The sequence below is a fragment of the Kineosporia succinea genome (genome assembly GCF_030811555.1).
Lineage (GTDB): Bacteria > Actinomycetota > Actinomycetes > Actinomycetales > Kineosporiaceae > Kineosporia > Kineosporia succinea.
On the sequence record NZ_JAUSQZ010000001.1, the window covers coordinates 529,686 to 552,356 of the forward strand.

Annotated in this window: 27 protein-coding genes; 6 read left to right on the top strand and 21 right to left on the bottom strand. The window is 70.8% G+C overall.

The window, feature by feature from the left end:
• Nucleotides 1-2 precede the first annotated feature (2 nt).
• Together whiG and J2S57_RS02405 are read right to left on the bottom strand one after the other, a co-directional pair.
• The gene (gene whiG / locus J2S57_RS02400; protein WP_307237769.1) at nucleotides 3-821 is read right to left on the bottom strand and encodes an RNA polymerase sigma factor WhiG; all 819 of its coding nucleotides are present in this window, start codon (nucleotides 819-821) and stop codon (nucleotides 3-5) included.
• A gap of 54 nt (nucleotides 822-875) precedes the next feature.
• On the bottom strand, nucleotides 876-1,901 hold the full coding sequence (locus J2S57_RS02405; protein WP_307237772.1) for a tyrosine recombinase XerC: 1,026 nt from the start codon (nucleotides 1,899-1,901) through the stop codon (nucleotides 876-878).
• 65 nt (nucleotides 1,902-1,966) lie between these two features.
• On the opposite strand from J2S57_RS02405, the gene hemC reads away from it, so the two are divergent.
• Nucleotides 1,967-2,941 (top strand): hydroxymethylbilane synthase, encoded by a 975-nt coding sequence (gene hemC, locus J2S57_RS02410; protein WP_370882428.1) that lies wholly within the window; start codon nucleotides 1,967-1,969, stop codon nucleotides 2,939-2,941.
• 11 nt (nucleotides 2,942-2,952) lie between these two features.
• On the opposite strand, the gene dprA is transcribed toward hemC, so the two are convergent.
• From dprA to J2S57_RS02430, 4 genes are all read right to left on the bottom strand, one after another.
• Nucleotides 2,953-4,116 (bottom strand): DNA-processing protein DprA, encoded by a 1,164-nt coding sequence (dprA, locus tag J2S57_RS02415; protein ID WP_307237776.1) that lies wholly within the window; start codon nucleotides 4,114-4,116, stop codon nucleotides 2,953-2,955.
• Nucleotides 4,113-5,738 carry a YifB family Mg chelatase-like AAA ATPase gene (locus J2S57_RS02420; RefSeq protein WP_307237778.1) on the bottom strand — a complete coding sequence of 542 codons (1,626 nt, stop codon included), beginning with the start codon at nucleotides 5,736-5,738 and terminating at the stop codon, nucleotides 4,113-4,115. The genes dprA and J2S57_RS02420 overlap by 4 nt, the downstream gene beginning before the upstream one ends.
• Nucleotides 5,738-6,097 carry a YraN family protein gene (locus tag J2S57_RS02425; RefSeq protein ID WP_307237780.1) on the bottom strand — a complete coding sequence of 120 codons (360 nt, stop codon included), beginning with the start codon at nucleotides 6,095-6,097 and terminating at the stop codon, nucleotides 5,738-5,740. The genes J2S57_RS02420 and J2S57_RS02425 overlap by 1 nt, the downstream gene beginning before the upstream one ends.
• Nucleotides 6,098-6,204: 107 nt before the next feature.
• A complete protein-coding gene (locus tag J2S57_RS02430) occupies nucleotides 6,205-6,852 on the bottom strand; it encodes a zinc ribbon domain-containing protein (RefSeq protein ID WP_370882429.1) in 648 nt (215 codons plus the stop codon).
• 181 nt (nucleotides 6,853-7,033) lie between these two features.
• Between J2S57_RS02430 and J2S57_RS02435 the strand changes: the two genes are divergently transcribed.
• The 4 genes from J2S57_RS02435 to J2S57_RS02450 are packed head-to-tail and all read left to right on the top strand — an operon-like array spanning nucleotide 7,034 to nucleotide 10,627.
• Nucleotides 7,034-8,089 (top strand): ABC transporter ATP-binding protein, encoded by a 1,056-nt coding sequence (locus J2S57_RS02435; protein WP_370882552.1) that lies wholly within the window; start codon nucleotides 7,034-7,036, stop codon nucleotides 8,087-8,089.
• Nucleotides 8,086-8,967: an ABC transporter permease gene (locus J2S57_RS02440; protein WP_307237786.1), complete on the top strand. Its 882-nt coding sequence runs from the start codon at nucleotides 8,086-8,088 to the stop codon at nucleotides 8,965-8,967. The genes J2S57_RS02435 and J2S57_RS02440 overlap by 4 nt, the downstream gene beginning before the upstream one ends.
• Nucleotides 8,964-9,902: an ABC transporter ATP-binding protein gene (locus tag J2S57_RS02445; RefSeq protein WP_307237788.1), complete on the top strand. Its 939-nt coding sequence runs from the start codon at nucleotides 8,964-8,966 to the stop codon at nucleotides 9,900-9,902. The genes J2S57_RS02440 and J2S57_RS02445 overlap by 4 nt, the downstream gene beginning before the upstream one ends.
• Entirely contained in the window at nucleotides 9,899-10,627 is a 729-nt protein-coding gene (locus J2S57_RS02450) for an ABC transporter permease (protein ID WP_307237790.1), read from the top strand. The genes J2S57_RS02445 and J2S57_RS02450 overlap by 4 nt, the downstream gene beginning before the upstream one ends.
• A gap of 98 nt (nucleotides 10,628-10,725) precedes the next feature.
• Here J2S57_RS02450 and J2S57_RS02455 read toward each other — a convergent pair whose 3' ends face one another.
• The 15 genes from J2S57_RS02455 to ffh form a co-directional block, all read right to left on the bottom strand.
• A complete protein-coding gene (locus J2S57_RS02455) occupies nucleotides 10,726-11,055 on the bottom strand; it encodes a DUF2469 domain-containing protein (protein ID WP_052533778.1) in 330 nt (109 codons plus the stop codon).
• A 321-nt stretch (nucleotides 11,056-11,376) separates the two neighbouring features.
• Entirely contained in the window at nucleotides 11,377-11,748 is a 372-nt protein-coding gene (gene crcB, locus J2S57_RS02460) for a fluoride efflux transporter CrcB (RefSeq protein ID WP_307237792.1), read from the bottom strand.
• Nucleotides 11,745-12,326: a fluoride efflux transporter CrcB gene (gene crcB / locus J2S57_RS02465; protein ID WP_307237794.1), complete on the bottom strand. Its 582-nt coding sequence runs from the start codon at nucleotides 12,324-12,326 to the stop codon at nucleotides 11,745-11,747. The genes crcB (J2S57_RS02460) and crcB (J2S57_RS02465) overlap by 4 nt, the downstream gene beginning before the upstream one ends.
• Nucleotides 12,323-13,423 (bottom strand): ribonuclease HII, encoded by a 1,101-nt coding sequence (locus tag J2S57_RS02470; protein WP_307237796.1) that lies wholly within the window; start codon nucleotides 13,421-13,423, stop codon nucleotides 12,323-12,325. The genes crcB (J2S57_RS02465) and J2S57_RS02470 overlap by 4 nt, the downstream gene beginning before the upstream one ends.
• Nucleotides 13,424-13,535: 112 nt before the next feature.
• The gene (gene lepB, locus J2S57_RS02475; protein ID WP_307237799.1) at nucleotides 13,536-14,435 is read right to left on the bottom strand and encodes a signal peptidase I; all 900 of its coding nucleotides are present in this window, start codon (nucleotides 14,433-14,435) and stop codon (nucleotides 13,536-13,538) included.
• Between the two features lie 8 nt (nucleotides 14,436-14,443).
• Entirely contained in the window at nucleotides 14,444-15,127 is a 684-nt protein-coding gene (gene lepB, locus J2S57_RS02480) for a signal peptidase I (protein ID WP_307237801.1), read from the bottom strand.
• A gap of 131 nt (nucleotides 15,128-15,258) precedes the next feature.
• On the bottom strand, nucleotides 15,259-15,906 hold the full coding sequence (gene lepB, locus J2S57_RS02485; RefSeq protein WP_307237803.1) for a signal peptidase I: 648 nt from the start codon (nucleotides 15,904-15,906) through the stop codon (nucleotides 15,259-15,261).
• Complete coding sequence (locus J2S57_RS02490) at nucleotides 15,899-16,021, bottom strand: hypothetical protein (protein ID WP_307237805.1); 123 nt, start codon at nucleotides 16,019-16,021, stop codon at nucleotides 15,899-15,901. Before J2S57_RS02490 ends, lepB (J2S57_RS02485) begins: the two co-directional genes overlap by 8 nt.
• A 179-nt stretch (nucleotides 16,022-16,200) precedes the next feature.
• Complete coding sequence (rplS, locus tag J2S57_RS02495) at nucleotides 16,201-16,563, bottom strand: 50S ribosomal protein L19 (RefSeq protein ID WP_370882553.1); 363 nt, start codon at nucleotides 16,561-16,563, stop codon at nucleotides 16,201-16,203.
• 137 nt (nucleotides 16,564-16,700) lie between these two features.
• Nucleotides 16,701-17,492, bottom strand: a complete 792-nt coding sequence (trmD, locus tag J2S57_RS02500) for a tRNA (guanosine(37)-N1)-methyltransferase TrmD (RefSeq protein WP_307237809.1) — start codon at nucleotides 17,490-17,492, stop codon at nucleotides 16,701-16,703.
• Nucleotides 17,493-18,035 carry a ribosome maturation factor RimM gene (gene rimM / locus J2S57_RS02505; RefSeq protein WP_307237811.1) on the bottom strand — a complete coding sequence of 181 codons (543 nt, stop codon included), beginning with the start codon at nucleotides 18,033-18,035 and terminating at the stop codon, nucleotides 17,493-17,495. It abuts the gene before it with no gap.
• 23 nt (nucleotides 18,036-18,058) lie between these two features.
• Nucleotides 18,059-18,301, bottom strand: a complete 243-nt coding sequence (locus tag J2S57_RS02510; protein WP_307237813.1) for an RNA-binding protein — start codon at nucleotides 18,299-18,301, stop codon at nucleotides 18,059-18,061.
• A 2-nt stretch (nucleotides 18,302-18,303) separates the two neighbouring features.
• The gene (gene rpsP / locus J2S57_RS02515; protein ID WP_307237815.1) at nucleotides 18,304-18,783 is read right to left on the bottom strand and encodes a 30S ribosomal protein S16; all 480 of its coding nucleotides are present in this window, start codon (nucleotides 18,781-18,783) and stop codon (nucleotides 18,304-18,306) included.
• A gap of 121 nt (nucleotides 18,784-18,904) precedes the next feature.
• Nucleotides 18,905-19,999: an amidohydrolase family protein gene (locus tag J2S57_RS02520; RefSeq protein ID WP_370882554.1), complete on the bottom strand. Its 1,095-nt coding sequence runs from the start codon at nucleotides 19,997-19,999 to the stop codon at nucleotides 18,905-18,907.
• Between the two features lie 93 nt (nucleotides 20,000-20,092).
• A complete protein-coding gene (ffh, locus tag J2S57_RS02525; protein ID WP_307237819.1) occupies nucleotides 20,093-21,691 on the bottom strand; it encodes a signal recognition particle protein in 1,599 nt (532 codons plus the stop codon).
• Nucleotides 21,692-21,883: 192 nt separating this feature from the next.
• Here ffh and J2S57_RS02530 point away from each other — a divergent pair, with 192 nt between their 5' ends.
• Nucleotides 21,884-22,579, top strand: a complete 696-nt coding sequence (locus J2S57_RS02530) for a hypothetical protein (RefSeq protein ID WP_307237821.1) — start codon at nucleotides 21,884-21,886, stop codon at nucleotides 22,577-22,579.
• The last annotated feature ends 92 nt before the right edge of the window (nucleotides 22,580-22,671 follow it).

Consider the following 22,671-nt stretch of genomic DNA (forward strand, 5'->3'; position numbering starts at 1 on the left):
GGCTAGCTGACCTCGGAGAGCTTGCCGCGCAGCTGGAGCACGGCCTTGGTGTGCATCTGGCAGATGCGTGACTCGGTCACCCCGAGCACCCGGCCGATCTCCGCGAGCGTCAGACCCTCGTAGTAGTAGAGCGTGACGACGATCTTCTCGCGCTCGGGCAGCTGGTTGATCGCGCGGGAGAGCATGAACTTGGTCTCCTCGCTCTCGAACGCCTGGACCGGGTCTTCGGCCTTGGTGTCTTCGAGCGTGTCGACCAGGGAGAGCTTGTCGCCCTTCTCGCCGCCGACCGTGAGCAGCTCGTCGAGGGCCACCACGTTGACGTAGGAGACCTGGGAGAACACGGCGTGCAGCTCTTCGAGCGTCATCCCCAGGCGCTCGGCCACCTCCGGCTCGGTGGGCGAGCGGTGCAGCTCGCCCTCCAGCGTGGCGTAGGCCCGCTCGACCTCACGGGCCTTGTAACGCACCGAGCGGGGAATCCAGTCGATGGCCCGCAGCTCGTCGATGATCGCGCCGCGGATACGGGAGATCGCGTAGGTCTCGAACTTGATCGCGCGCTCGATGTCGAACTTCTCGATCGCGTCGATCAGGCCGAAGATGCCGTAGGAGACCAGATCGGCCTGCTCGATGTTCGGCGGCAGACCCACGCCGACCCGTCCGGCCACGTACTTCACCAGCGGCGAGTAGTGCAGGATCAGGCGTTCGCGGGTCGTCTGGTCGCCCGTGAGCTTGAACTTCTCCCACAGCGCCCGCAAAGCGGCTTCGTTGGCCGCGACGGCGTCCTCCGCGGTCGCGTCGACGAGAGCGTCGCTGTTCGCAGTCACCCGGGTCCTCCCTGCATGAGCGCCTAGTCATCCGGTCAGGCAGCTTCGTCGTACTCAGGCCCTGGGGTGGGCCTGACGGTAGCTGGCGCGCAGCCGGTCCACGGACACATGCGTGTAGAGCTGCGTAGTCGTGAGCGTAGCGTGACCAAGCAGTTCCTGTACGCTACGAAGGTCCGCGCCGCCGTCGAGAAGATGCGTCGCCGCACTGTGGCGTAACCCGTGCGGGCCAAGCGAAGGCGCGTCATTCACCCGTTCGAGTGCCTGATGCACCACCTGTCGGACTTGACGCTGGTTGACCCGACCTCCACGCTTTCCCAAAAATGCCGCCGGCCCGCTGTTTTCGCTGGTCAGAGCAGGTCTGGCCCGATCCAGCCACGAATTGAGGGCCGTCGCGGCCGGTACTCCGTACGGGACCACGCGTTCCTTGCCGCCCTTGCCCAGAACGCGGATCGTGCGGCGATCCCGATCGATGTCGTCGACGTCGAGCGAGACAAGTTCACCCACTCGGACGCCGGTCGCGTAAAGCAGCTCCAGAAGGGCCAGGTCGCGGACGAGTATCGGATCGTTCGGATCGATCTTGAGAGTACCGGAACCGCTTTCGGGCACACCGTTCTCGACCACCGAGGCGGCCTCGGCGAGCGCTCGGCCGGCCTGGTCCTGACGCAGGACACCGGGCAGCGGACGGCCCCGCTTCGGCGCCTGCAGCCGCGCCCCCGGATCGGTCGTCAGCCGTTCGGTGCGGTAGAGCCAGCGGCTCAGCGCCCGGGCGCTCGCGGCCCGGCGGGCCAGGCTCGCGCGCGCCTGACCGGCGGTGGACATCGACGCCAGCCAGGAACGCAGCACGGCGAGTGTGAGCAGATCGTCGAGCGGACTTTCGGCCCCGACGGCGTTCCGGGCGTGTCGCAGCAGTTCTGCGGCGTCGGAGGAGTAGGCCCGCACGGTGTGCTCGGACAGGTTGCGCTCGGCCGCCAGATGACGCGCGTACTCCTCGACCAGCACCTGGTCGTGCGGGTGGCCGTGCGGGTGGTGGTGCGGTTCGGCGCCGGACTCGGGTGATCGGCCGGGGGGCAGCTCGGGCATCCGCACACCGTCCCCCTTTCGGGCATCGGGCTCAAGCAGGAGGGGCGGCGTGCCGTGCAGGTCTCATGAGCAGGACTAGTGTGCGGCGGGTGGACCGATCAGACCAGGGACGCGTGGTGCGGATCGGCACGCGCTCCTCACCGATGGCGCTGGCCCAGGTCGAGCGCGTGCGGGCCGAGCTGACCGCGCTCGAGCCGGATCTGGTGGTCGAGGTCGTGCCGGTGACGACCAGCGGCGACCGCTGGCCCGGCTCGCTGGCGGCGCTCGGCGGCAAGGGCGCCTTCACCCGCGAGGTCGACCAGCTGCTGCTGAACCGTGAGGTCGACCTCGCCGTGCACTGCATGAAAGACGTTCCGGGAGACCGGCCGGTGCCGGCCGGCACCACGTTCGCCTGCTACCTCGAGCGCGACGACGTGCGGGACGCCCTGATCCACCCCGGCGGCCTCACGCTCGACGAGCTGCCCGCCGGCACCCGCATCGGGACCTCCGCGGTGCGCCGGATCGCTCAGCTGGCGAGGGCCTATCCGCACCTGACCACGGTGCCGATCCGCGGCAACGCCAACAGCCGTCTGGCCAAGCTCGAGGCCGGGCACGCCGACGCGCTGCTGCTCGCCTACTCCGGCCTGGAACGGATCGGCGAGACCGCCCGGGCGACACAGATCCTCGGCATCGACACCATGTGCCCGCCGATCGGCGCCGGGGTGCTCGGGCTGCAGTGCCGGGAGGAGGACACCGAAACGGTCGATCTGATCGGCAGGCTCGGCAGCACCGGCACCTGGCGGGAGACCACGGCCGAGCGGATGATGCTGCACGTGCTCCAGGGGCACTGCAACAGCCCGATCGCCGGGCTCGCCACCTCTCGGCCCGACGGTCGGCTCGGCCTGCGGGCCATGGTGTTCTCGCTCGACGGCAAGACCACGCTGGAGGCCGAGGAGACCGGAAGCGCCTCGGATCCGGTGCTGCTCGGCACCTCGGTCGCCGTGGCCCTGCTGCACCAGGGCGCCCGGGAGCTGATCGACTCGACGGCCGACCAGGGCTGAGACCCGTTGCGTCATCGGGACGTTCCCGACGACCGGCGGCGGGCCCGGCGCCAGCCGTCTCCGACCCGCTCGGCCAGTTCCCGCAGCTCCAGGCGGGCCAGTGACGCCTCGACGGCCGTCTCGCCCGCCCCGGCCACCGAACACAACCGGGCCACCGGCACGGCCCTGCGCACGGGCAGGGCGTCGAGAACCTGCAGGTCCCGGGGCTCCAGACCGTCGTACTCGGCCTCCGGAACCGGCTCGTCGCTCGCGAGGAACGTGCCGATCGGGCCGACCAGCTCACACAGCTCGTCGGCCGAGGTGATGCAGACCGCGCCCGAGCGCAGCAGACGGTGCGCCCCGTAGGACGACGGCGAGGTCACCGGGCCGGGCACCGCCCCGACCGGAAGGCTCAGCCGGTCGGCCCAGTTCGCGGTGCCCATCGTGCCGGAGCGGTTGCCCGCCTCGACCACGCAGGTGGCCTGGCCCAGTGCCGCGATGATGCGGTTGCGGAAGATGAAGCGCCACTTCGTCGGCGTCTGCCCCGGCGGGACCTCACTGACCAGCGCCCCGGAATCGGCGATCTCGGCGATGAGGAGCTCGTTCGAGGGCGGGTAGAACCGGTCGACCCCACCCGCCAGCACCGCCAGCGTCGGACCGCTCACCGCGAGCGCCCCCCGATGAGCGGCGGCGTCGATGCCGAGGGCAGCCCCGGAGACGACGGTGATGCCCTTGTCGGCGCTGCCCGCGGCCAGTTCGGTGGCCATGTGCTCACCGTAGGCGGTGGCGGCCCGTGCCCCGACGATCGAGACCGACTGCGCACAGGCCTGATTCAGGGGCATCGGGCCGCGGACGTAGAGGCAGAAGGGTTTCTCGTCGCCCAGCCGGTCGAGGCCGGTGGGCCACTCCGGGTCGGCGGGCACGACCAGACGGCCCCCGATCAGGGTGAGGTTGTGCAGGTCCTGGTCGGGATCGAGACTTGCGAGCCGGGGACCGTACCGTTCGGCGTCGTACCCGTCGAAGACGTCGGCCAGTGCCCCGACCGCCCCACGCCGGGCCACGAGGGCACCGGCCCGGGCGTCACCGGGTTCGACCAGCCGGCTCCAGGCCACCCGGGCCCGGCGCTCCTCGGGGTCGCTGCCGAGCCGCGGCTCGACGACGGCCTGCGCCGCCGACGCGTTCTCGTTGCCGTTCACACTGACACCTGCCCCCGGCGCCGGAGCATCAGCGCCAGCGACACGTCGTCGCGGTCGGGACGTTCCCGCCCGGCCAGATCGCCCACCGAGTAGGCGACTTTCAGCACCCGGTCGTGGCCCCGGATCGACAGCTTGCCGGTGTCGAGCGCCCGGTCGACATCCTGGGTGACGTCGGGAGGCAGTCGCAGCGGGCCCCGCAGGTAGCTGCCGGGGATCTCGCCGTTGCAGGTCCACGGGGTGCCGGCGAGCCGGTCGCGGGCGATGGCCCGAGCGGCACGCACCCGCTGGGCCACCGTGGCCGAGGTCTCGGCCCGGTCGCTCTCGGCCATGTCGGTGCGCGACACCGGGAGCACGTCGACCTGCAGGTCGACCCGGTCGAGCAGAGGACCGGACAGCCGGGACAGGTAGCGGCGCCGGGCGATCGGCGCGCAGACACAGTTCAGCCCTTTGCCCGAGGCCTGGCCGCAGGGACAGGGATTGCTGGCCAGCACCAGCAGGAACCGGGCCGGGAAACGGGCGCTGCCGTTGGCGCGGTGGATCACCAGGTCGCCGTGCTCGAGCGGTTGGCGCAGAGCATCGAGCACCTGCGAGTGGAATTCGCCGGCCTCGTCGAGGAAGAGGATGCCGCGGTGGGCCAGCGACGCCGCACCCGGGTGCGGGAGTCCGCTGCCGCCGCCGACCATGGAGACGATCGTGGCGGTGTGGTGGGGACTCTGGAACGGTGGTCGCCGGATCAGCCCGCTCGCCGGGACGAGGGTGCCCGCGACCGAGTGCACGGCCGTCACCTCCACCGCCGCCTCGTCGTCGAGATCGGGCAGCAGCCCCGGCAACCGGGATGCGAGAAGGGTCTTGCCGGTGCCCGGCGGGCCCATGAGCAGCAGGTGATGCCCTCCGGCGGCGGCGAGTTCGAGGGCCGTGCGCGCCTGCTTCTGGCCGATCACGTCGGACAGGTCGGGCTCCGGACCGGCCGGGAGACCGGCCCGCGCCGGGGTGAGGTCGCCGGGCCGCACCAGCAGGTCGCCCGGATGCGCCTCGGGAGCGCGGCTCTCGCGGCGGGGCGCGACATGGAGCAGGGCGGGCTGGTGAATCTCGGGCGGCAGCTCACCGGCGATGCCGCCGTGCAACCGGATCAGGTCGGCCAGGGTGCTCATCGGATGCACCCGGGCGCCGGGCACGAGACGGGCCTCGGCCTCGTTGGCGACGGGCACCACCACGTCGGGGAAGCCGCTGCGCACGGCGGCGAGCGTGGCGGGCAGCACTCCGCGCACCGGGCGCACCCGGCCGTTGAGCCCGAGTTCGCCGATGTGGACGTAGGTTCGGGCGGCCGACGCCTCGAGCACCGACTGGGCGCGGAGCAGGGCCACCGCGATCGCCAGGTCGAACCCGCTGCCCGCCTTGGGCAGCGCGGCGGGTGACAGGTTCACCGTGATGCGGCGCTGCGGCAGCGGGTGCCCGGAGTTGGAACAGGCGGCGCGCACCCGGTCGCGGGACTCGGTGAGCGACGCGTCGGGCAGGCCGACCAGGGTGAAGGCGGGCAGCCCGAGGGCGATGTCGGCCTCCACGTCGACCAGGTGCCCGGTCATCCCGACGATCGCGACGGACAACGCGCGGCCCAGCGCCATCAGAGCACCCCCTTGAGGTGCACCATGCGGGTGGTGCCGGACAGCGGGCGGACAATGCCGACCACGTCGACGCGCACCTGCGGGTAGAACCGGCTCTGCGATGCGAGCCAGGCCCCGGTGAGGCGCCGTAACCGGCCCGCCTTCACCGAGGTCACCGCCTCGAAGGGGTCACCCGCCCGCACCGACTGCCGGGTCTTGACCTCGCAGACCACCAGGCACTGCCCCTCCAGCGCCACCAGATCGATCTCACCGGATCGGCACCGCCAGTTGCGGGCCAGGATCCGGCAGCCCGTCGCCTCCAGGTGCGCCGCCGCCAGGTTCTCCCCGTAGCGGCCGAGCTCGGCCTTTGCCAGCTGCATCTCCACCACCTCCGGTGCGAAAGCCTGCTCGCTCCGGAGGTTCCCGACGGGTCGTCAGCGGCCGCCTGTGGACGGACAGCCGTTCGTACGGTGCTGTGGAAAGTTCGTCAGCCCATCCGGGTGCCGCACTCGGAGCAGAACGCCGCCCCCGGCACGTTGCGCGTGGACTCGCAGCCCGGGCAGGCCCGCTTCACCTGGAACTCCTGACCGCAGCCGGAGCAGAACCTGCCACCGTCGACCTTCGCGGAGCAGTGCGGGCAGGTGACGGTGGTGCGGGCCGAGACGTCGAGGTTCTTGTTCCAGTCGACCTCCCGGGCCTGGTCGTGCATCTGCTGCACCTGGGCCTGCGACTGCGCCCGGGACAGCTCTTCGTGCACGAACGGCGAGCAGCGGGCGCACTGGCCGACCTGCTCGTTCCAGCAGACGTCGTGACAGACCCAGTCGCTGCAGCCCCGGCACTGGCGGAACTCGTGGCGGACCGTCTCGACCGCCTCGGACATCGCCCTGTCCTTGGCGGCGGAATTGGTTCCGCGGTCCCAGTAGTCGGCCAGACTGCCGAGCTTGTGGGCGTTGCCGCCGAAGAAGTTGCCGACGGTGCGCAGCACGTTCTGCGCCATCTCGGCCTTGTCGCGCACGAACGGCGAACGATGACCGTTGCCGCACCGCTCGCAGGAGAACTCGAACTGGAAACCGTCGTTGTTCGAGAGGTCACGGACGTTGTCGGTGAACGCATAGTGCTGGGCCACGGACGTCATGCTAGGGGCGGGTGGCCTGCGAAAACAGACCTGTTCGAGGGTTTTGCGAAGTCCGGTCGGCGGGGGTGCACCCCCGCATCCGGGGCGCCCCCGAGCCGGAAACCGGGGACGAATCCCCAGAACCGGGTGCCGAACCGGACGTGAACTGTCGGTGGTCACCAATAGAGTCGGCCAGGTCATGATGATCTCAGTCGAGAACCTCACGAAGCGCTACGGCGCTGTCACCGCGCTCGACGGGCTGACCTTCGCCATCGAGTCCGGAGTCGTCGGTCTGGTCGGTGCCAACGGCGCGGGCAAGTCCACGATGATCAAGATCCTGCTCGGGCTGCTGCCCGCCACCACCGGTGGCGCGCGGGTCCTGGGTCTCGACGTCGCCACCGACGGCCCCGCCATCCGGCAGCGAGTGGGCTACATGCCCGAGCACGACTGCCTTCCGGCCGACATGTCGGCCACCGAATTCGTCCTCCACATGGCCCGGATGTCCGGGCTGCCGCTGACCGCGGCCCGCGAGCGCACGGCCGACACACTGCGGCACGTCGGGCTGTACGAGGAGCGGTACCGCTCGATGGGCGGCTACTCGACCGGTATGAAGCAGCGGGTCAAGCTGGCCCAGGCCCTCGTGCACGACCCGGGTCTGCTGCTGCTCGACGAGCCGACCAACGGTCTCGACCCGGCCGGGCGCGACCAGATGCTCGCGCTGCTGCGGCGCATCGGCACCGAGTTCGGCATCCCGATGCTCGTGACCTCGCACCTGCTGGGCGAACTGGAACAGGTCTGCGACCACATCGTGGTCGTCGACGGCGGGCGTCTGCTGCGGTCGTCGTCCACCGCCGACGTCACCTCGGCCAGCCGCATCCTGGCGGTCGAGGTCGACGAGCGGGTGCCCGAGCTGGGCGCGGCCCTGCAGGCCGCCGGGCTCGTGGTGCACCCGGCCGGGCGGCAGATCGAGGTCGAGCTGGTCGACGACGGCACCTACGACGTCGTGCTCGACACCGTCGTGCAGCTCGGGGTCGGCCTGCACCGGCTCGAGCGGCGCCGCCACCGGATGGCCGAGATCTTCCGCGCCGACCCGACTCTCGACCCCGACCAGAACGACCCGGGCGGCAACGACGCGGGTGACCCCGCCCGGGCCGTTGCTGCTGCCCTACAGCAGAAGTGGGCCCAGGCCTCACAGCCCGCCAGCGGGCCCGCCACCGCGCCGAACACCGCGCCGAACACCGAAGGGGGGCGACCGTGAGCAGCAACGGTGGAGTCATCCACGACATCGGGTTCCGGCACTACGAAGGGCCCCGGCTGGGCCGGGGCTACCTGATCCGGTCGCTGTACGTCGAGAGCCTGCGGGGCTGCTACGGTCTCGGCCGCTCGACGAAGTCGAAGATCATGCCCTTCCTGCTGCTGTTCGTCATGACCGGCCCCGCGATCATCGTCGCGGTGGTGGCCGGCGTGACCGGGCTGGACTCGCTGCCGATCGAGTCGGTCGACTACATCTTCGCGCTGAGCTCGGCGATCACCATCTTCGTGGCCGCCCAGGCCCCGGCCACGGTCTCGCGGGACCTGCGGTTCCGCACCATGCCGCTGTACCTCTCGCGTCCGCTGCACCGCAACGACTACGTGCTGGCCAAGTTCGGCGCGATGAGCACGGCCCTGTTCATCCTCATCGCGGTTCCGCAGACCGCCCTGTTCCTGGGGTCGCTGCTGGCCAAGATGTCGTTCTGGCCGAACGCGAAGAGCTGGGCGGCGGGCCTTCTCGGGGCCTTCCTGGTCTCGCTGGTGCTGGCCGGCATCGGCCTGCTGATCGCCTCGATCACCCCGCGGCGCGGCTTCGGGGTGGCCGCGGTGATCACCGTGCTGCTCCTGCTCACCCTGATCAGCGGCGTCCTCTCGGCCCTGGCCTACGAGAACGACCATCCCGACCTGTCCGGCTACTTCGCCATGATCAACCCGGTCGGGCTGGTGCAGGGAGTGCTGCACTGGCTGGTCGACGCCGACGTCTCGTACCCCGTGCCCCCGCCCGGCACCACCGGCGGTCTGGTGTTCACCGCGGTCATGGTCCTGGTGATCGCCGGCAGCTACGCCCTCCTGCTCGCGCGCTACCGGAAGGTGTCGGCCTCATGAGCCAGGCGACGAGAATCGAACGCGCCCCCGTCGTGCTGAAACTCGAACAGGTCAGCCGCTGGTTCGGCAACGTGGTGGCGGTGAACGACGTCTCGATGACGATCGGGGCCGGCGTTACCGGTCTGCTCGGGCCGAACGGCGCGGGCAAGTCCACGCTGATCCACATGATGAGCGGGTTCCTGCCGCCCTCGTCCGGCTCGGTCACGGTCGACGGCCAGGCCACCTGGCACAACGAGGGCATCTACCGCCGCATCGGCCTGGTGCCCGAGCGGGAGGCGATGTACGACGGGGTCTCCGGCTGGGACTTCGTGCTCGCCAACGCGAGGCTGCACCGGCTGCCCGACCCGAAAGCAGCCGCGCGGCGGGCGATCGAGACCGTCGACATGCTCGAGGCCTCGTCCCGCGACGTGGGCGGCTACTCCAAGGGCATGAAGCAGCGCATCAAGATGGCCACCGCCCTGGTGCACGATCCGGACGTGCTGCTGCTCGACGAGCCGTTCAACGGCATGGACCCGCGCCAGCGTCTCCAGCTGATGGACCTGATGACCGAGCTCGGCCGCACCGGCCGGGTGGTGCTGTTCAGCTCGCACATCCTCGAGGAGGTCGAGCAGATCGCCGGGGGCATCGAGGTGATGGTGGCCGGGCGGCACGCGGCGTCCGGCGACTTCCGCGAGATCCGCCGCCTGATGACCGAACGGCCGCACCAGTACACGATCCGGTCGAGTGACGACCGGGCTCTGGCCGCCGCGCTGATCGCCGACGGTTCCACCTCCGGGGTGGAGCTCGGCGACCGGCTCAACGTGCAGGCCACCGACTACACCCGGTTCGCCCACCGGCTGCCGGTCTTCGCCCGGGAACGAGGGATCCGGTTGTACGAGGTCACACCCGCCGACGAGTCGCTGGAGAAGGTCTTCTCCTACCTGGTGAACCGATGAACGCCACCGTCGCCGGGCTCAGCTGGCACAGTCTCGTCGGCCGCCGCCGCGCCGTCCTGCTGTTCGTGCTCCCCGCCGTCCTGATCGCCCTGGCCGTGCTGGTGCGGCTGGTCAGCGGTCAGTCGTCGGGCAACGCTGCCGATCTGCTCGGCCAGTTCTCGCTCGGTTTCCTGATCCCGCTGCTCTGCCTGATCGCGGGCACCGGCGCGATCGGCCCGGAGATCGACGACGGCTCGATCGTCTACCTGCTCGCGAAACCGCTGAACCGCTACGTGATCGCGGTCAGCAAGTGGATCGTCGCGATCGGCGTGATCGTGCTGTTCGGCGTGCTGCCCACGCTGGTCGCGGGTTTCGTGATCGCCGGCAATCAGGACGGGGTGGCCACCGGCTACGCGACCGGCGCCCTGCTGGCCGGTGTCGCCTACGCCACGGTGTTCCTGCTGCTGGCCGTCGTCACCCGCAACGCGGTGGTGGTCGGCCTGCTCTACGCCCTGGTCTGGGAGGCCGCGATCGGCGGGTACGTGCCCGGCGCGCAGACGCTCAGCATCCAGCAGTGGGCCCTGGCCGTCACCGAGAAGATGCTCGGAGACGGGGCCGCCGGCTTCGGCGTCAACTCCGCGGTCGGCCTGGGCACCGGCGTCACGCTGCTCACCGTGGTCACGGTGATCGGGCTCGCCTACACCGGCTACCGGCTGCGCAGCATCCGGATCAGTGGTGAGGAGTGACCGGCTGACACCGACGCGGGCGAGGTGACCACGACGTCCTCAAGCACAAAATCTGCCCGCCCCTCGAGGTGAGGGGCGGGCAGTGAGCCGGGACGCGATCAGCTGGCCGCGCCGAAACCGCCGTTCTTCGGCAGCTGCAGATCGTTCGGCGTGAGTTCCTCGACGTTCACGTCCTTGAACGTGACCACCTTGACCGCCTTCACGAACCGGGCGGGGCGATAGACGTCCCACACCCAGGCGTCGCTCATCGAGACCTCGAAATACACCTCGCCGTCGGCCGACCGCACCTGCAGATCCACCTGGTTGGCCAGGTAGAACCGGCGCTCGGTCTCGACCACGTAGCTGAAGAGACCGACCACGTCGCGATACTCGCGATAGAGCTGCAGCTCCATCTCGGTCTCGTAGTTCTCAAGGTCCTCGGCGCTCATCCGACCTCCCCTCCGACACCGTTCGGCGAGGTCCGCCAGGTCTGCCGTCGCTCGTTCATACCTGCCGCTTGCTCCTGTGTGCCGCTGGTCGGGACCGTCACGCACTGCCAGGACATGCTTACCATCCGCCCGGTTCCGGTCCCGCTTCTGTCCCATGATGTCGCAGAACCGCGCGAGGAGGGACGCTTGCCGCGCGACGGGCGGCCACCCGGCTGGACGTTCCGGAATCAGACCGCTGCGAACTGCGACGACGGGCAGACCTCACGAGCCCGATGGCGGACGCGCCGGTGGCCCGGTCGGGCTGTGGTCGGGAACCAGCCGTCAGGAAAGCGCCAGCCCCAGCTCGACTCCGCCCCACGCCAGCAGAAGCCCACCGACGACGGACGCGACCACGTAACCGGTCGCCGGCCCCACCCGTCGCGCTCGGACCAGCTTCACCGTCTCGAAGCTGAACGTGCTGTAGGTCGTGAACGCACCGCACCAGCCGGTGCCCCCAGCCGCGAGAGCCGCACTGCCGATGCGTCCGCCGGCCACGAGGCCCATGAGCAGACCGAGCACCGCGGAGCCGGAGAGATTGATGACGAGGGTGCCCAGGGGAAGCGTGCTCGGGAACCGGCGCTGCACCCAGCGGTCGAGGAGGTACCGGGACGGGGCACCGATCGCGGCGCCCAGGGCGACCATCAGGGGGATCATGCGTCGGCGCCCTCGTCGGGAAGGACCACGGGGCCGGCCTCCCCGGTCGAACCAGGAGTCCCCGCCGAGTCAGCCCTAACCGAGTCAGTCCCAGCCGAGTCGGCCCCAACCGAGTCAGCCCCAGCCAAGTCAGCCCCAGCCAAGTCAGCCCCAGCCAGGTCAGCCCCAGCCCCTACCGCGCGAGCAACCGGCCGGGCCACCAGCGACACCGCCCACTCCCCCAGCACCACCGCCAGCAACGCGCCAACCAGCGTCAGCGTCACGTAACCGACCGCCGCGAGCGGTCTGTCGGCGTCGATGAGATGAAAGGTGTCGGTGCTGTAGGTGGAGAAGGTGGTGAAGCCCCCGAGGATCCCGACGCCCAGGAACGGCCGCACCAGCGGATGCGGCGACGCCGACCGCGCCAGCCTCGCCATGAGCACCCCCATGAAGAAGCCACCCGTGACGTTGATGACCAGCACGGCCCAGGGCACCCCGCCCGGAGAGGCCGGCACGACGCGGGTCAGGCCGTACCGGGCCTCGGCCCCGATCACCCCACCCGCCGCGATGACCGCGAGCTCCTGACGCAGGCGGCTCATGGGAAGAGCGTGAGTTCCTCGTGGTCGTAACCGACGGCCCGCCCGTGTTTCGGCGGCGCCAGCTCGGCGCGGCCGCCACGGACTCCGTCCTCCTCCGACGAGACCAGCTCCTCCAGGTCCGACGCCGAGTCGGCCTCGGCCGGAATCCCTTCGAGCGCCTCCGCCAGCTCAAGGTCGGAAGCCGAGTCGACCTCGGGGACGACCGGGGAGTCCAGCCCGTCCAGATCCAGCGTCTCGCCGTACACCCCGTCCGAACCCGGGATGTTCCACGACAGCCGGTGCATACGGCTGGGCCCGAGCCGGCGCAGCGCGGCCAGGTGGTCGGGCGCCGAGTAGCCCTTGTTCAGCTCCCAGCCGTAGCCCGGGTGGTCGTCGGCGAAACCGACCATCAGGCCGTCCCGTTCGACCTTGGCCAGCACACTCGCCGCGGCCACGGCGGCACACCGCAGGTCGGCCTTCACCTGGGTCACCACCCGCGCGGGCACGATCGACGACAACGGCTCGCCGTCGACGAACGTCAGCGGATGCCCCACCGCCACCGGAGTCTCGTCGAAGTCGAACAGCGCTGTGCCCTGCGGCGCCTCCTCGACCGCGTCGGCGGGAACCGTCAGCCAGTCGTGCGAACCGTCGAGCAGGGCGCAGTCGGGCCGGATCTCGAGCTGGGCGAAGGCCCGGGCGGCGGCGAGCCGGAGCCCGCCGATGATGCCGATCTCGTCGATCTCCCCGGACGAGGCGTGCCCCACCGCCGACATCGGCGCCCAGCGGCGCAACTTCGGCACCAGCTTCTCGCGCACCGCGGGAGCCAGGAGCTTCGAGTCCTTCACCCCGGTCGGCGCGGACTTCGTCTCCAGGTCGATCACCACGACCCCGACGGTGACCGGGCCGGCCAGCGCACCGCGGCCCACCTCGTCCACGCCCGCGACGAAACGATGCCCCTCGCGCAGCAGCTTGCGCTCCTCGCGCAGCGTCGGCGGCTGGGCCGTCAGCTTCTTGAGCAATGCCTTCTTGGCGGCGGCCTTACGCGCCTTGGCCCGCTGCGCGGCGGCCTGGCTGGCCGCAGCCTTCTTCGACAAGGGGCGGCCGGACGCCGGGGTCATCGCGCACTCACCACCTGAAGCCTGTCGAGCCGGAACCAATCGGAGGAGCCAGACGCTACCGGACGCCCGGCGGATCTCGGCGCGAAGGGGCAGAAGTTGCGCGTGTTTCCCGCTATGACGAATCCACTCCCCCGAAGACCTCCGACGGATTCGTCAGCACCGACATGCGTTTCAGCGGCCAGACCCGGGCGAAGGCGACGCCCACCACGTTGTCCATCGGCACCGTGCCGTCGGCGTTGTCGCGGTGGTAGCGGGAGTCGGCCGAGTCACCGCGGTTGTCGCCCATCACCCACACGTGGTCGGCGGGCACGGTGACCTCGAACTCGTCCTCGCTGGGCGCGCTCCCCGGCTTCACGTAGGGCTCATCCACCGCCGTGCCGTTGACCGTGACCCGGCCCTGGTCGTCGCAGCAGACCACCTTGTCGCCGGGCAGGCCGATGAGCCGCTTGATCAGATGATTGTCGGCGTCGCTGGGCATCAGGCCGACGAACATGAGTGCACCGTGGATGCGTTCCATCGCCGGGCTCGAGGCCGCGGCCTTCTCGGTCGGGGGCAGCCAGCCGCCCGGGTCCTGGAACACCACGATGTCGCCGCGGTGCAGGGTGAGCGGGCCCGGCGTCAGCTTGCTCACCAGCACCCGGTCACCCACCTGCAGCGTGTCTTCCATCGACGACGAGGGGATGAAGAACGCCTGCATCAGGTACGTCTTGATGATCAGCGACAGGCCCAGCGCGATGAGCAGCACCAGGAAGACCTCGCGGATCAGGAACCCGGCGGCCTGGACCGGGGTGAGCGGCGGGTCTTCCGGCTTGGGCCGGTGCGCCAGCGGCCGGAACTTGCCCGGCCCGGACTTCTTCGGGCGCGGGGCCTTTCCGGCCCGCACCCGCTCGGCGTCGAGCGCGTCGCGCCGGCTCATCCCCCGCGGACGGTTCGCGGGGGTGCGCCGGGCCCGGCGCCAGGCCTCTTCCCCCTCGTCGGGTCCGGAGGGCCCCGAGGCGCGGTGCGAGCTCACGCCCGAGGTCACGGGGCCGGGACGCCGGCGAACGTCGACGACGGGTTACGCAGCAGGCTGAACCGGCTCAGCGGCCAGACGTTCACGAAGGCCCGGCCGACGATGTTGCTCTCGGGCACCATGCCGTTGTTGATGTCCGGGTGGTAGCGGGAGTCCTGCGACACAGAACGATGATCCCCCAGAACCCAGACGTGGCCCGCCGGAACGGTCACCGAGAACGTCTTCTCACTCGGCTCGTCACCCGGGTAGAGGTACGGCTCGTCGATCGCGACGCCGTTGACCGTGACCCGGCCCTGGTCGTCGCAGCAGGCCACCACGTCACCGGGCAGGCCGATCACGCGCTTGATCAGGTGGTCGTCGGAGTTGCTGGGCACCAGGCCGATGAAGCTCAGGGCCCGGTGGACGCTGCCCGCGGGGGCGGTCTCGCTGTCACCGAGCCAGCCGCCCGGGTCCTTGAACACCACGATGTCACCGCGGTGCAGGTCGAACGGGCCGGGCGTCAGCTTGCTCACCAGCACCCGGTCGCCGGTCAGGAGGGTGTTCTCCATCGACGGGGACGGGATGAAGAACGCCTGCACCAGGAAGGTCTTGATCAGCAGCGACAGACCCAGCGCGATGACCAGCACCAGGGCCAGCTCCCGCACGAGGCTCAGCAGCTGGGCGAGCGGGCCGGGAGCCGGCTTCTCGGGCACCGGCGCCGGCGCCTCGGACTCCGGGACAGGGGCCGGAGACGGGGTAGGGGCCGGAGACGGCGTAGGGGCAGCCGCGTTCCACGGGTCCGCAGGGGTCACCGGTTCCTCCTGGTCCGGCCGGTCACCGGCCCTCACCGGCCCGACCCGTCGTCGAGCCCACCGAAACGTGACAGTGGCCAGTAGATCCCGGCCACCTTGCCGACCACCCGGTCGAGGGGAACCGTGCCACCCCCGGGCGAGCCCAGGTAGGCCCGCGAGTCCGCGGAGTCGGACCGATGGTCACCCATCACCCAGAGCCGGTCGTCGGGAACCACGATGTCGAACGCCACCTCGCTCGGCCGGTCGCCGTCCGCCACGTACGTCTCGTCGAGCGGCTCGTCGTTGACGGTGATGCGCCCCTGGTCGTCACAGCAGACCACGTGGTCGCCGGGCAGGCCTATCACTCGCTTGACGTAGTCGTGAGACCCGACGGGCATGCTGAAGAGCGCGGCGACGCCCCGGCCGACCCGGCCGAGCAGCGTGTCGGGGCCGGGGTCGGTGTCGTCGAACACCCCGGCACCGTTGAAGACCACCACGTCGCCGCGCTGCACGTCGCCGAAGAGGGAGGACAGCCGCGAGACCACCACCCGGTCGCCGATCTCCACGGTCGGCTCCATCGAGCCGGTGGGCACCACGAACGACTGCAGGAGGAACGCGCGCACCAGGGCGATCGTCACCGCGACCGCGACCAGAACCACTGCGGCCCGGCGCACCGGGCTCGCCGGAGAACGGTCAGGCATCGCCGGGCGGGGCGACGTCGGCGCGGTCCGGCCGATCAGCACCCGATCCCACCTTCTTCTTCAGATCAGGCGTCATTGAGAGGCCGTCGAGCGGTTTCCAGAAAAGAACATGCATCACGGATCCTCGCACGGGCCCGCGACGAATGGCGCCGAACCACGCGAGCGGCCCGCACGCGCGCCGATTCACAGCTTCTCATCCCAAGCTGTGCCAGCAGAACGCAGAGGGGCAAAGCGGAACCGGCCCCGGCTCCCGTCGGGAGGCCAGGGCCGGTTCGCGAAGCGCTACGAAGAAGTTCAGCGCGCCGGGATGGCGTCGCGCTTCTCCTTGATCTTGGCGGCCTTGCCGCGCAGCGAGCGCAGGTAGTACAGCTTGGCGCGGCGGACGTCACCGCGGGTCGCGACCTCGATCTTCTCGATGATCGGGGTGTGCACCGGGAAGGTGCGCTCCACGCCGACACCGAAGCTGACCTTGCGGACCGTGAAGGTCTCGCGGACGCCACCACCGGAGCGGCGGATCACGACGCCCTGGAACAGCTGCACACGGGAGCGGTTGCCCTCGACCACGCGGACGTGAACCTTGACGGTGTCACCGGCGCGGAAGGAGGGGACGTCGCTCTTCAGGGAGGCAGCGTCGAGACTGTCGAGTGCGTGCACGATATGTCGCTCTCTCGCAGATGCCACAGGTCACCGGCGAAGGTAGAAGATTCTACGGTTCACGGTTCGTGCCCGGCGCTGACGTCGGTACCGCGCTCTCCCCCTGTGGCAGGGGCGCAGCCGACAGGCGGCACGAAGGGTCAGTCTGCCACAGGCCGGGCGGGCAACCGAAATTGAGAGCCCTCCACCGACCAGCCCTCCTCGGCCAGAACGGCCCGGTCGACCTTGTCCAGCGTCCCGGGGTCCAGCTTGAGAATCAGGTCCGGCCGACGCCGCGCCGTACGCCGCAGCCGCTCGTCACGACGCCACCGCTCGATCTGCGCGTGATGCCCCGACATCAGCACGGCCGGCACCTCACGGTCTTGCCACACCGCCGGTTTCGTGTAGACCGGGTATTCGAGCAGGCCGTCTTCGTGGCTCTCCTCGACCAGGCTCTCGGCGTTGCCGATCACCCCCGGGATCAGCCGGGCGACGGCCTCGACCACGGCCAGCACCGCCACCTCACCACCGTTGAGCACGTAGTCGCCGAGGCTGAACGGCCGCACCGGCATGAGCGTGGCGGCGTGCTCGTAGACCCGCTCGTCGATGCCCTCGTAGCGGCCGCAGGCGAACGCCAGCCAGTCCTGCTGGGCCAGCTCGCGGGCCATCGCCTGGGTGAACGGCTGCCCGGAGGGACTCGGCACCAGAAGCGTCGGCCGTCGCGGCCCCTCGGCCAGCGTGCCCAGCGCCTCGGCCCACGGCTCCGGCTTCATCACCATGCCGGCGCCGCCCCCGGCCGGGGCGTCGTCGACGGTGCGGTGCCGGTCGTGGGTGAACTCCCGCAGGTCGTGCACGGTGAGGTCGAGCAGACCGGTGCGCCGGGCCTTGCCGATGAGCGAGAGGTCCAGCGGCGCCAGGTATTCCGGGAAGATCGAGAAGACGTCGATGCGCATCTAGTCGTCGAGATCTTCCAGGAGACCGAGGGGCGGATCGAGGACGAGGTGGCCGGCCTTGATGTCCACGAGGGGCACCAGGGCACTCACGAAGGGGACCAGACGGTCTTCTCCGCGCAGCGTGCGCACGACCAGCAGGTCTTGCGCACCCGGGTGCTGCACGGCGACGATCTCGCCGAGCTTCTCCCCCGCCGTGTCCACCGCGGCCAGGCCGACCAGCTCGTGGTCGTACCAGGCGTCGGGTTCGTCGGAGGCCTCGTCGAGGTCGAGCTCGAGCACGGCGTTGCGCATGCCCTCGGCCGAGGTCCGGTCGGTCAGTTCTTCGAAGGCGAGCAGAAGGGTGCCGTTGTTGTCACGGACCCGGGTGAGAGTGAGCGTGGTGGGCAGGCCCGACGCGACCAGGGAACGCTGAAGGGAGCCGTCTTCCACGTGGAAGACGGCTCCCTTCACGAACCGCTGGTCCGGCGCGTCGGTCCGGACCTCGATGCTCACCTCGCCGCGCAGACCGTGGGCACGACCCACCCTTGCAACCACGAGACGCACAGTGTTCCTGCTTTCGGGACGGTTCAGCGACCGCGGTCGACGTCGACGACGTCGACGCGGACCGGCTCACCGTTGGAGATCGCCTTGACCACGGTGCGCAGCGCCGTGGCGGTGCGACCCGAGCGGCCGATCACCCGGCCGAGGTCTTCGGGGTGCACCCGGACCTCGAGCAGGGAACCCCGGCGGAGCGAACGACTGCGCACGACCACGTCGTCCGGATGGGCGACGATGCCGCGGACCAGGTGCTCCAGCGCGTCGACGAGCATGATCAGGCCTGCTCGGCCGGAGCCTCGGCAGCAGCCTCGGCCGGCTTCTCCTCGGCCTTGGCCTCAGCCTTCTCGGCCTTCTTGGCGGCCTCTTCCTTCTTGGCCTCGTCGCGCTTGGTGCGCAGCGTCTTGGCCTCGTTCTCGTTCAGGCTCTTGGCCTCGGCGAAGCCCGAGCGGTCTTCGACCTTCTTCTCGGCGACCCGGAGGGTGCCCTCGGCGCCCGGCAGGCCCTTGAACTTCTGCCAGTCACCGGTGACCTTGAGGATGGCCGCGACCTGCTCGGTCGGCTGCGCGCCGACGCCGAGCCAGTACTGCACGCGCTCGCTGTTGACCTCGATGACCGACGGGTCGTGGGTCGGGTGGTACTTACCGATCTCCTCGATCGCACGACCGTCACGCTTGGTGCGCGAGTCGGCGACGACGATGCGGTAGTACGGAGCGCGGATCTTGCCCATCCGCTTGAGACGGATCTTGACTGCCACGGGTGTGGACTCCTCATATGCATGGGTGCGGCCGTACGTCTCCCCGGAGTGGGGTTTCCGGTGGATCGGTAAGCCTTGGACTCGGCGACGCCTGCGGTGAGAGGGTCCGCACCGGCCGGGTTCAGCCGACCATTCTGCCAGATGTCAACGCCCCGCGGAGCACGACCACCTGCGGCGTGCTCACGACGCGCAGATCCGTGCGGGGATCGGCCTCGTAGACGACCAGGTCGGCGGGTGCGCCCTCGGCCAGCGCGGGCCGGCCGAGCCAGCGGCGGGCCGACCAGCAGGCGGCGTCGAGGGCGGCGACGCGGGGCAGCCCGGCCGCGTGCAGCTCGGCCACCTCGGAGGCCACCAGACCGTGGGGCAGTGACCCGCCGGCGTCGGTGCCGCAGAACACCGGCACGCCTTCGTGGTAGGCCGCGCTCACCCGCTCGTAGCGACGTCGGTGCAGGTCGAGCATGTGGGTGCGGTACCGCGGAAACTTCTCACGGGCCCGCTCGGCGATCTCGGGGAACGTGGCGATGTTGATCAGGGTGGGGACGATCGGCACACCGGCGCTCGCGGCTCGGGTGCGCGTGTGGTCGTCGAGACCGGTCGCGTGCTCGACGCAGTCGATGCCCGCGGTGAGGAGATCGGGCAGGCACTCCTCGCCGAAGCAGTGAGCGGTGACCCGGGCCCCCTCGGCGTGGGCCGCGGCCATGCCCGCCCGCAGCGCGTCGAGCGGCCAGCAGGGGGCGAGATCGCCCGTGGAACGGTCGATCCAGTCACCGACGATCTTGACCCAGCCGTCGCCGAGCCGGGCCTGGGCCGCCATCGTCGCGGGGAGCTGCTCGGGCTCGATCTCGTGCGCGTAGTGCCGGAGGTAGCGCCGGGTGCGGGCGATGTGACGGCCGGCCCGCACGACCACCGGCAGGTCGTCGCGGTCGTCGATCCAGCGGGTGTCGGCCGGGGACCCGGCGTCGCGCAGCAGCAGGGCCCCGGCGTCACGGTCGGCGAGCGCCTGCTGCTCGCTGGTGGCCGCGTCGACCGCGCCCTGACCGTCGAGCCCGACGTGACTGTGCGCGTCGACCAGACCGGGCAGCACCCAGCCGTCGACCAGGGTCTGGTCGAGGCCGGGCCCGGTGGGCCGCTCGAAGGTGATGCGGCCGCCGATGACCCAGGCGCCGTCACGAACCTCGTCCGGACCGGTGAGAAGGGGCCCGGTCAGCCTGATCACGGTCACCGAGTCACCCGGCCCGTGCCCCCGGAAAGACGGCAGCGGCCGCCGGGCCGGGTGGCCCGGGCGACCGCTGTGGTCTCCATTCTGAGGTCAGCGCCCCAGGAACTTCTCGAAACCGGGCGGCAGCTCGAGGTTCGCCGGGTCGATGTTCGCCGGCGGCTGAGCGGCCCCGAACGCACCGCCCGCCGGCGTGGCCGGGCCCTTCTTGCCGCCGTCGGCGAGCTGCTGGGCGCGCTTGGCCGGGTTGCCCGACTTCGCCTTGCCCTTGCGCGGCGCCGTGTTCTTGCCCTTGCCCTTCTTGCCGCCGCCCCCCAGACCGGGAGGCATGCCCGGCATCCCCGGCATGCCGGGCATCCCGCCGCCGCGACGCATGGCGCGCATCATCTTCTGCGCCTCGCCGAACCGCTCGATCAGCGTGTTGACCTCGCTGACCTGCGTGCCGGAACCCTTGGCCACGCGCAGACGCCGGGAACCGTTGAGCACCCGGGGCTGACGGCGCTCGAGGGGCGTCATCGACTTGATGATGGCCTCGACGCGGTCCATCTCGCGCTCGTCGAAGTTGTCGAGCTGCTCGCGCAGTTCGCCCATGCCCGGCAGCATGCCGAGCATCTTCTTCAGCGAGCCCATGTTCTTCAGGGCCGCCATCTGGGCCAGGAAGTCCTCGAGGGTGAAGTCTTCGTCGGCGGCCAGCTTGGCCGCCATCTTCTCGGCCTGCTCGGCGTCGAACGCCTTCTCGGCCTGCTCGATCAGGGTGAGGATGTCACCCATGTCGAGGATGCGGCTCGCCATCCGGTCGGGGTGGAAGAGCTCGAACTCCTCGAGCTTCTCACCGGTCGACGCGAACATCACCGGCTGGCCGGTCACGCCCATCACCGACAGGGCCGCACCACCGCGGGCGTCACCGTCGAGCTTGGAGAGCACGACGCCGGTGAAGCCGACCCCGTCCATGAAGGCCATCGCGGTGTTCACCGCGTCCTGCCCGATCATCGCGTCGACGACGAACAGCACCTCGTCGGGGCTGGTCGCGGCCTTGATGTCGGCGGCCTGCTGCATGAGCTCACCGTCGACACCGAGACGACCGGCGGTGTCGATGATGACCACGTCGTGGTGCTTGTCGCGGGCGAAGGCCACGCCGTCGCGGGCGACCTTGACCGGGTCGCCCTGGCTGGTGCCGGACACGCCCTGGCCCTCGGAGACACCCCGCTCGGGCGCGAACACCGGCACCCCGGCGCGCTGCCCGACCACCTCGAGCTGGGTGACGGCGTTGGGACGCTGCAGGTCGGAGGCCACCAGCAGCGGCGTGTGCCCCTGCTCGCGCAGCCACCGGCCGAGCTTGCCGGCGAGGGTGGTCTTACCCGCACCCTGCAGACCGGCGAGCATGATCACGGTGGGCGGGTTCTTGGCGAACCGCAGCCGGCGCGTCTCGCCGCCGAGGATGCCGACGAGCTCCTCGTTGACGATCTTGACGACCTGCTGGGCCGGGTTCAGGGCCTGCGAGACCTCGATGCCGACCGCGCGCTCCCGGATGCGCGACGTGAACTGCCGCACCACCGGCAGGGCGACGTCGGCGTCGAGCAGCGCGCGGCGGATCTCGCGGATCGTTGCGTCGACGTCGGCCTCGGACAGCCGGCCCTTGCCGCGCAGCGACTTGAAGGTGGCGGTCAGGCGGTCGGAAAGCGTGGCGAACACCCCATCAGCTTAATGCCCTCCCGGCCCCGCCACCTCCACGACGCCGACGCGTCCGTCGACGCGTCCGCCGACGGCCCGCCGGATCACTCGCCGTGATCGCCTGCTTCGTGACGCTCGTCCCGGCCCGGGGAGGCAACGGCACCTTCACCCGTATCGTCCAAGGCCGCACGAGCGATGGACGAGAGGACGACGATGCCCACGAACGTCGAGCAGCGCCCGGACGAGAAGCGGCCCGGGCCGGAACGGTCCGGCCGCGGCCCCCTGGCCGCGTTCGCGATCGGCGCCCCGATCGTGCTGATCCTGGTGGTGGCGGCCGGGTTCACCCACCCCTGGAACCCGGGCGGCGGGATCGCCGAGGGCAGCTACACCCGCGACTACTCCCAGACCCGCCAGATCGGGGCCGGCCCCGGCCGCTGCCTGCAGGTGACGCTGACCGGCACGCTCAGTGCCACCTACCGCTCCCCCGCCTGGAGCCTCGGCGGCCCGGGCTGGACGTCACCGAGGCTCACCGCCCCGGGCGTGCGGAGCCGGATCACGACCGCGTGCGCCGAGGGCGGCGTGACGGCCCCCTCCGACGCCGTGCAGCTCACCCAGTACTGGGCCACACAGACCTGCGACGAGCCCGAGCGCGGCGACTGGCAGCAGTCGGCGCGTCTGAAGGGGTGCGACCAGGACCTGGTGGCCGGGATCAGCGCCGGGAGCACGCGCGAGGGTGACACCTTCGAGGCCTCGTTCGGGGATCTCGGCTGGCAGGGCACGACCTACGGCGACTCGGTGTGCCTCGACGGCATGGTCGTCGCCCAGGTGGAGGACGAAGGCTCGACCGTGCCGGTGGGGCTGGACGGCTACCGGGTCTGTCTCGACCCGGCCAGCGCGAACCGGTCCTGACCCACCCGACCCGACCACGACGTCCTCAAGCCCGAAAACCCGAAAACCCGGGAACCCGAGAGCCCGGGAGCCCGGGAGCCCGAACAACCCGG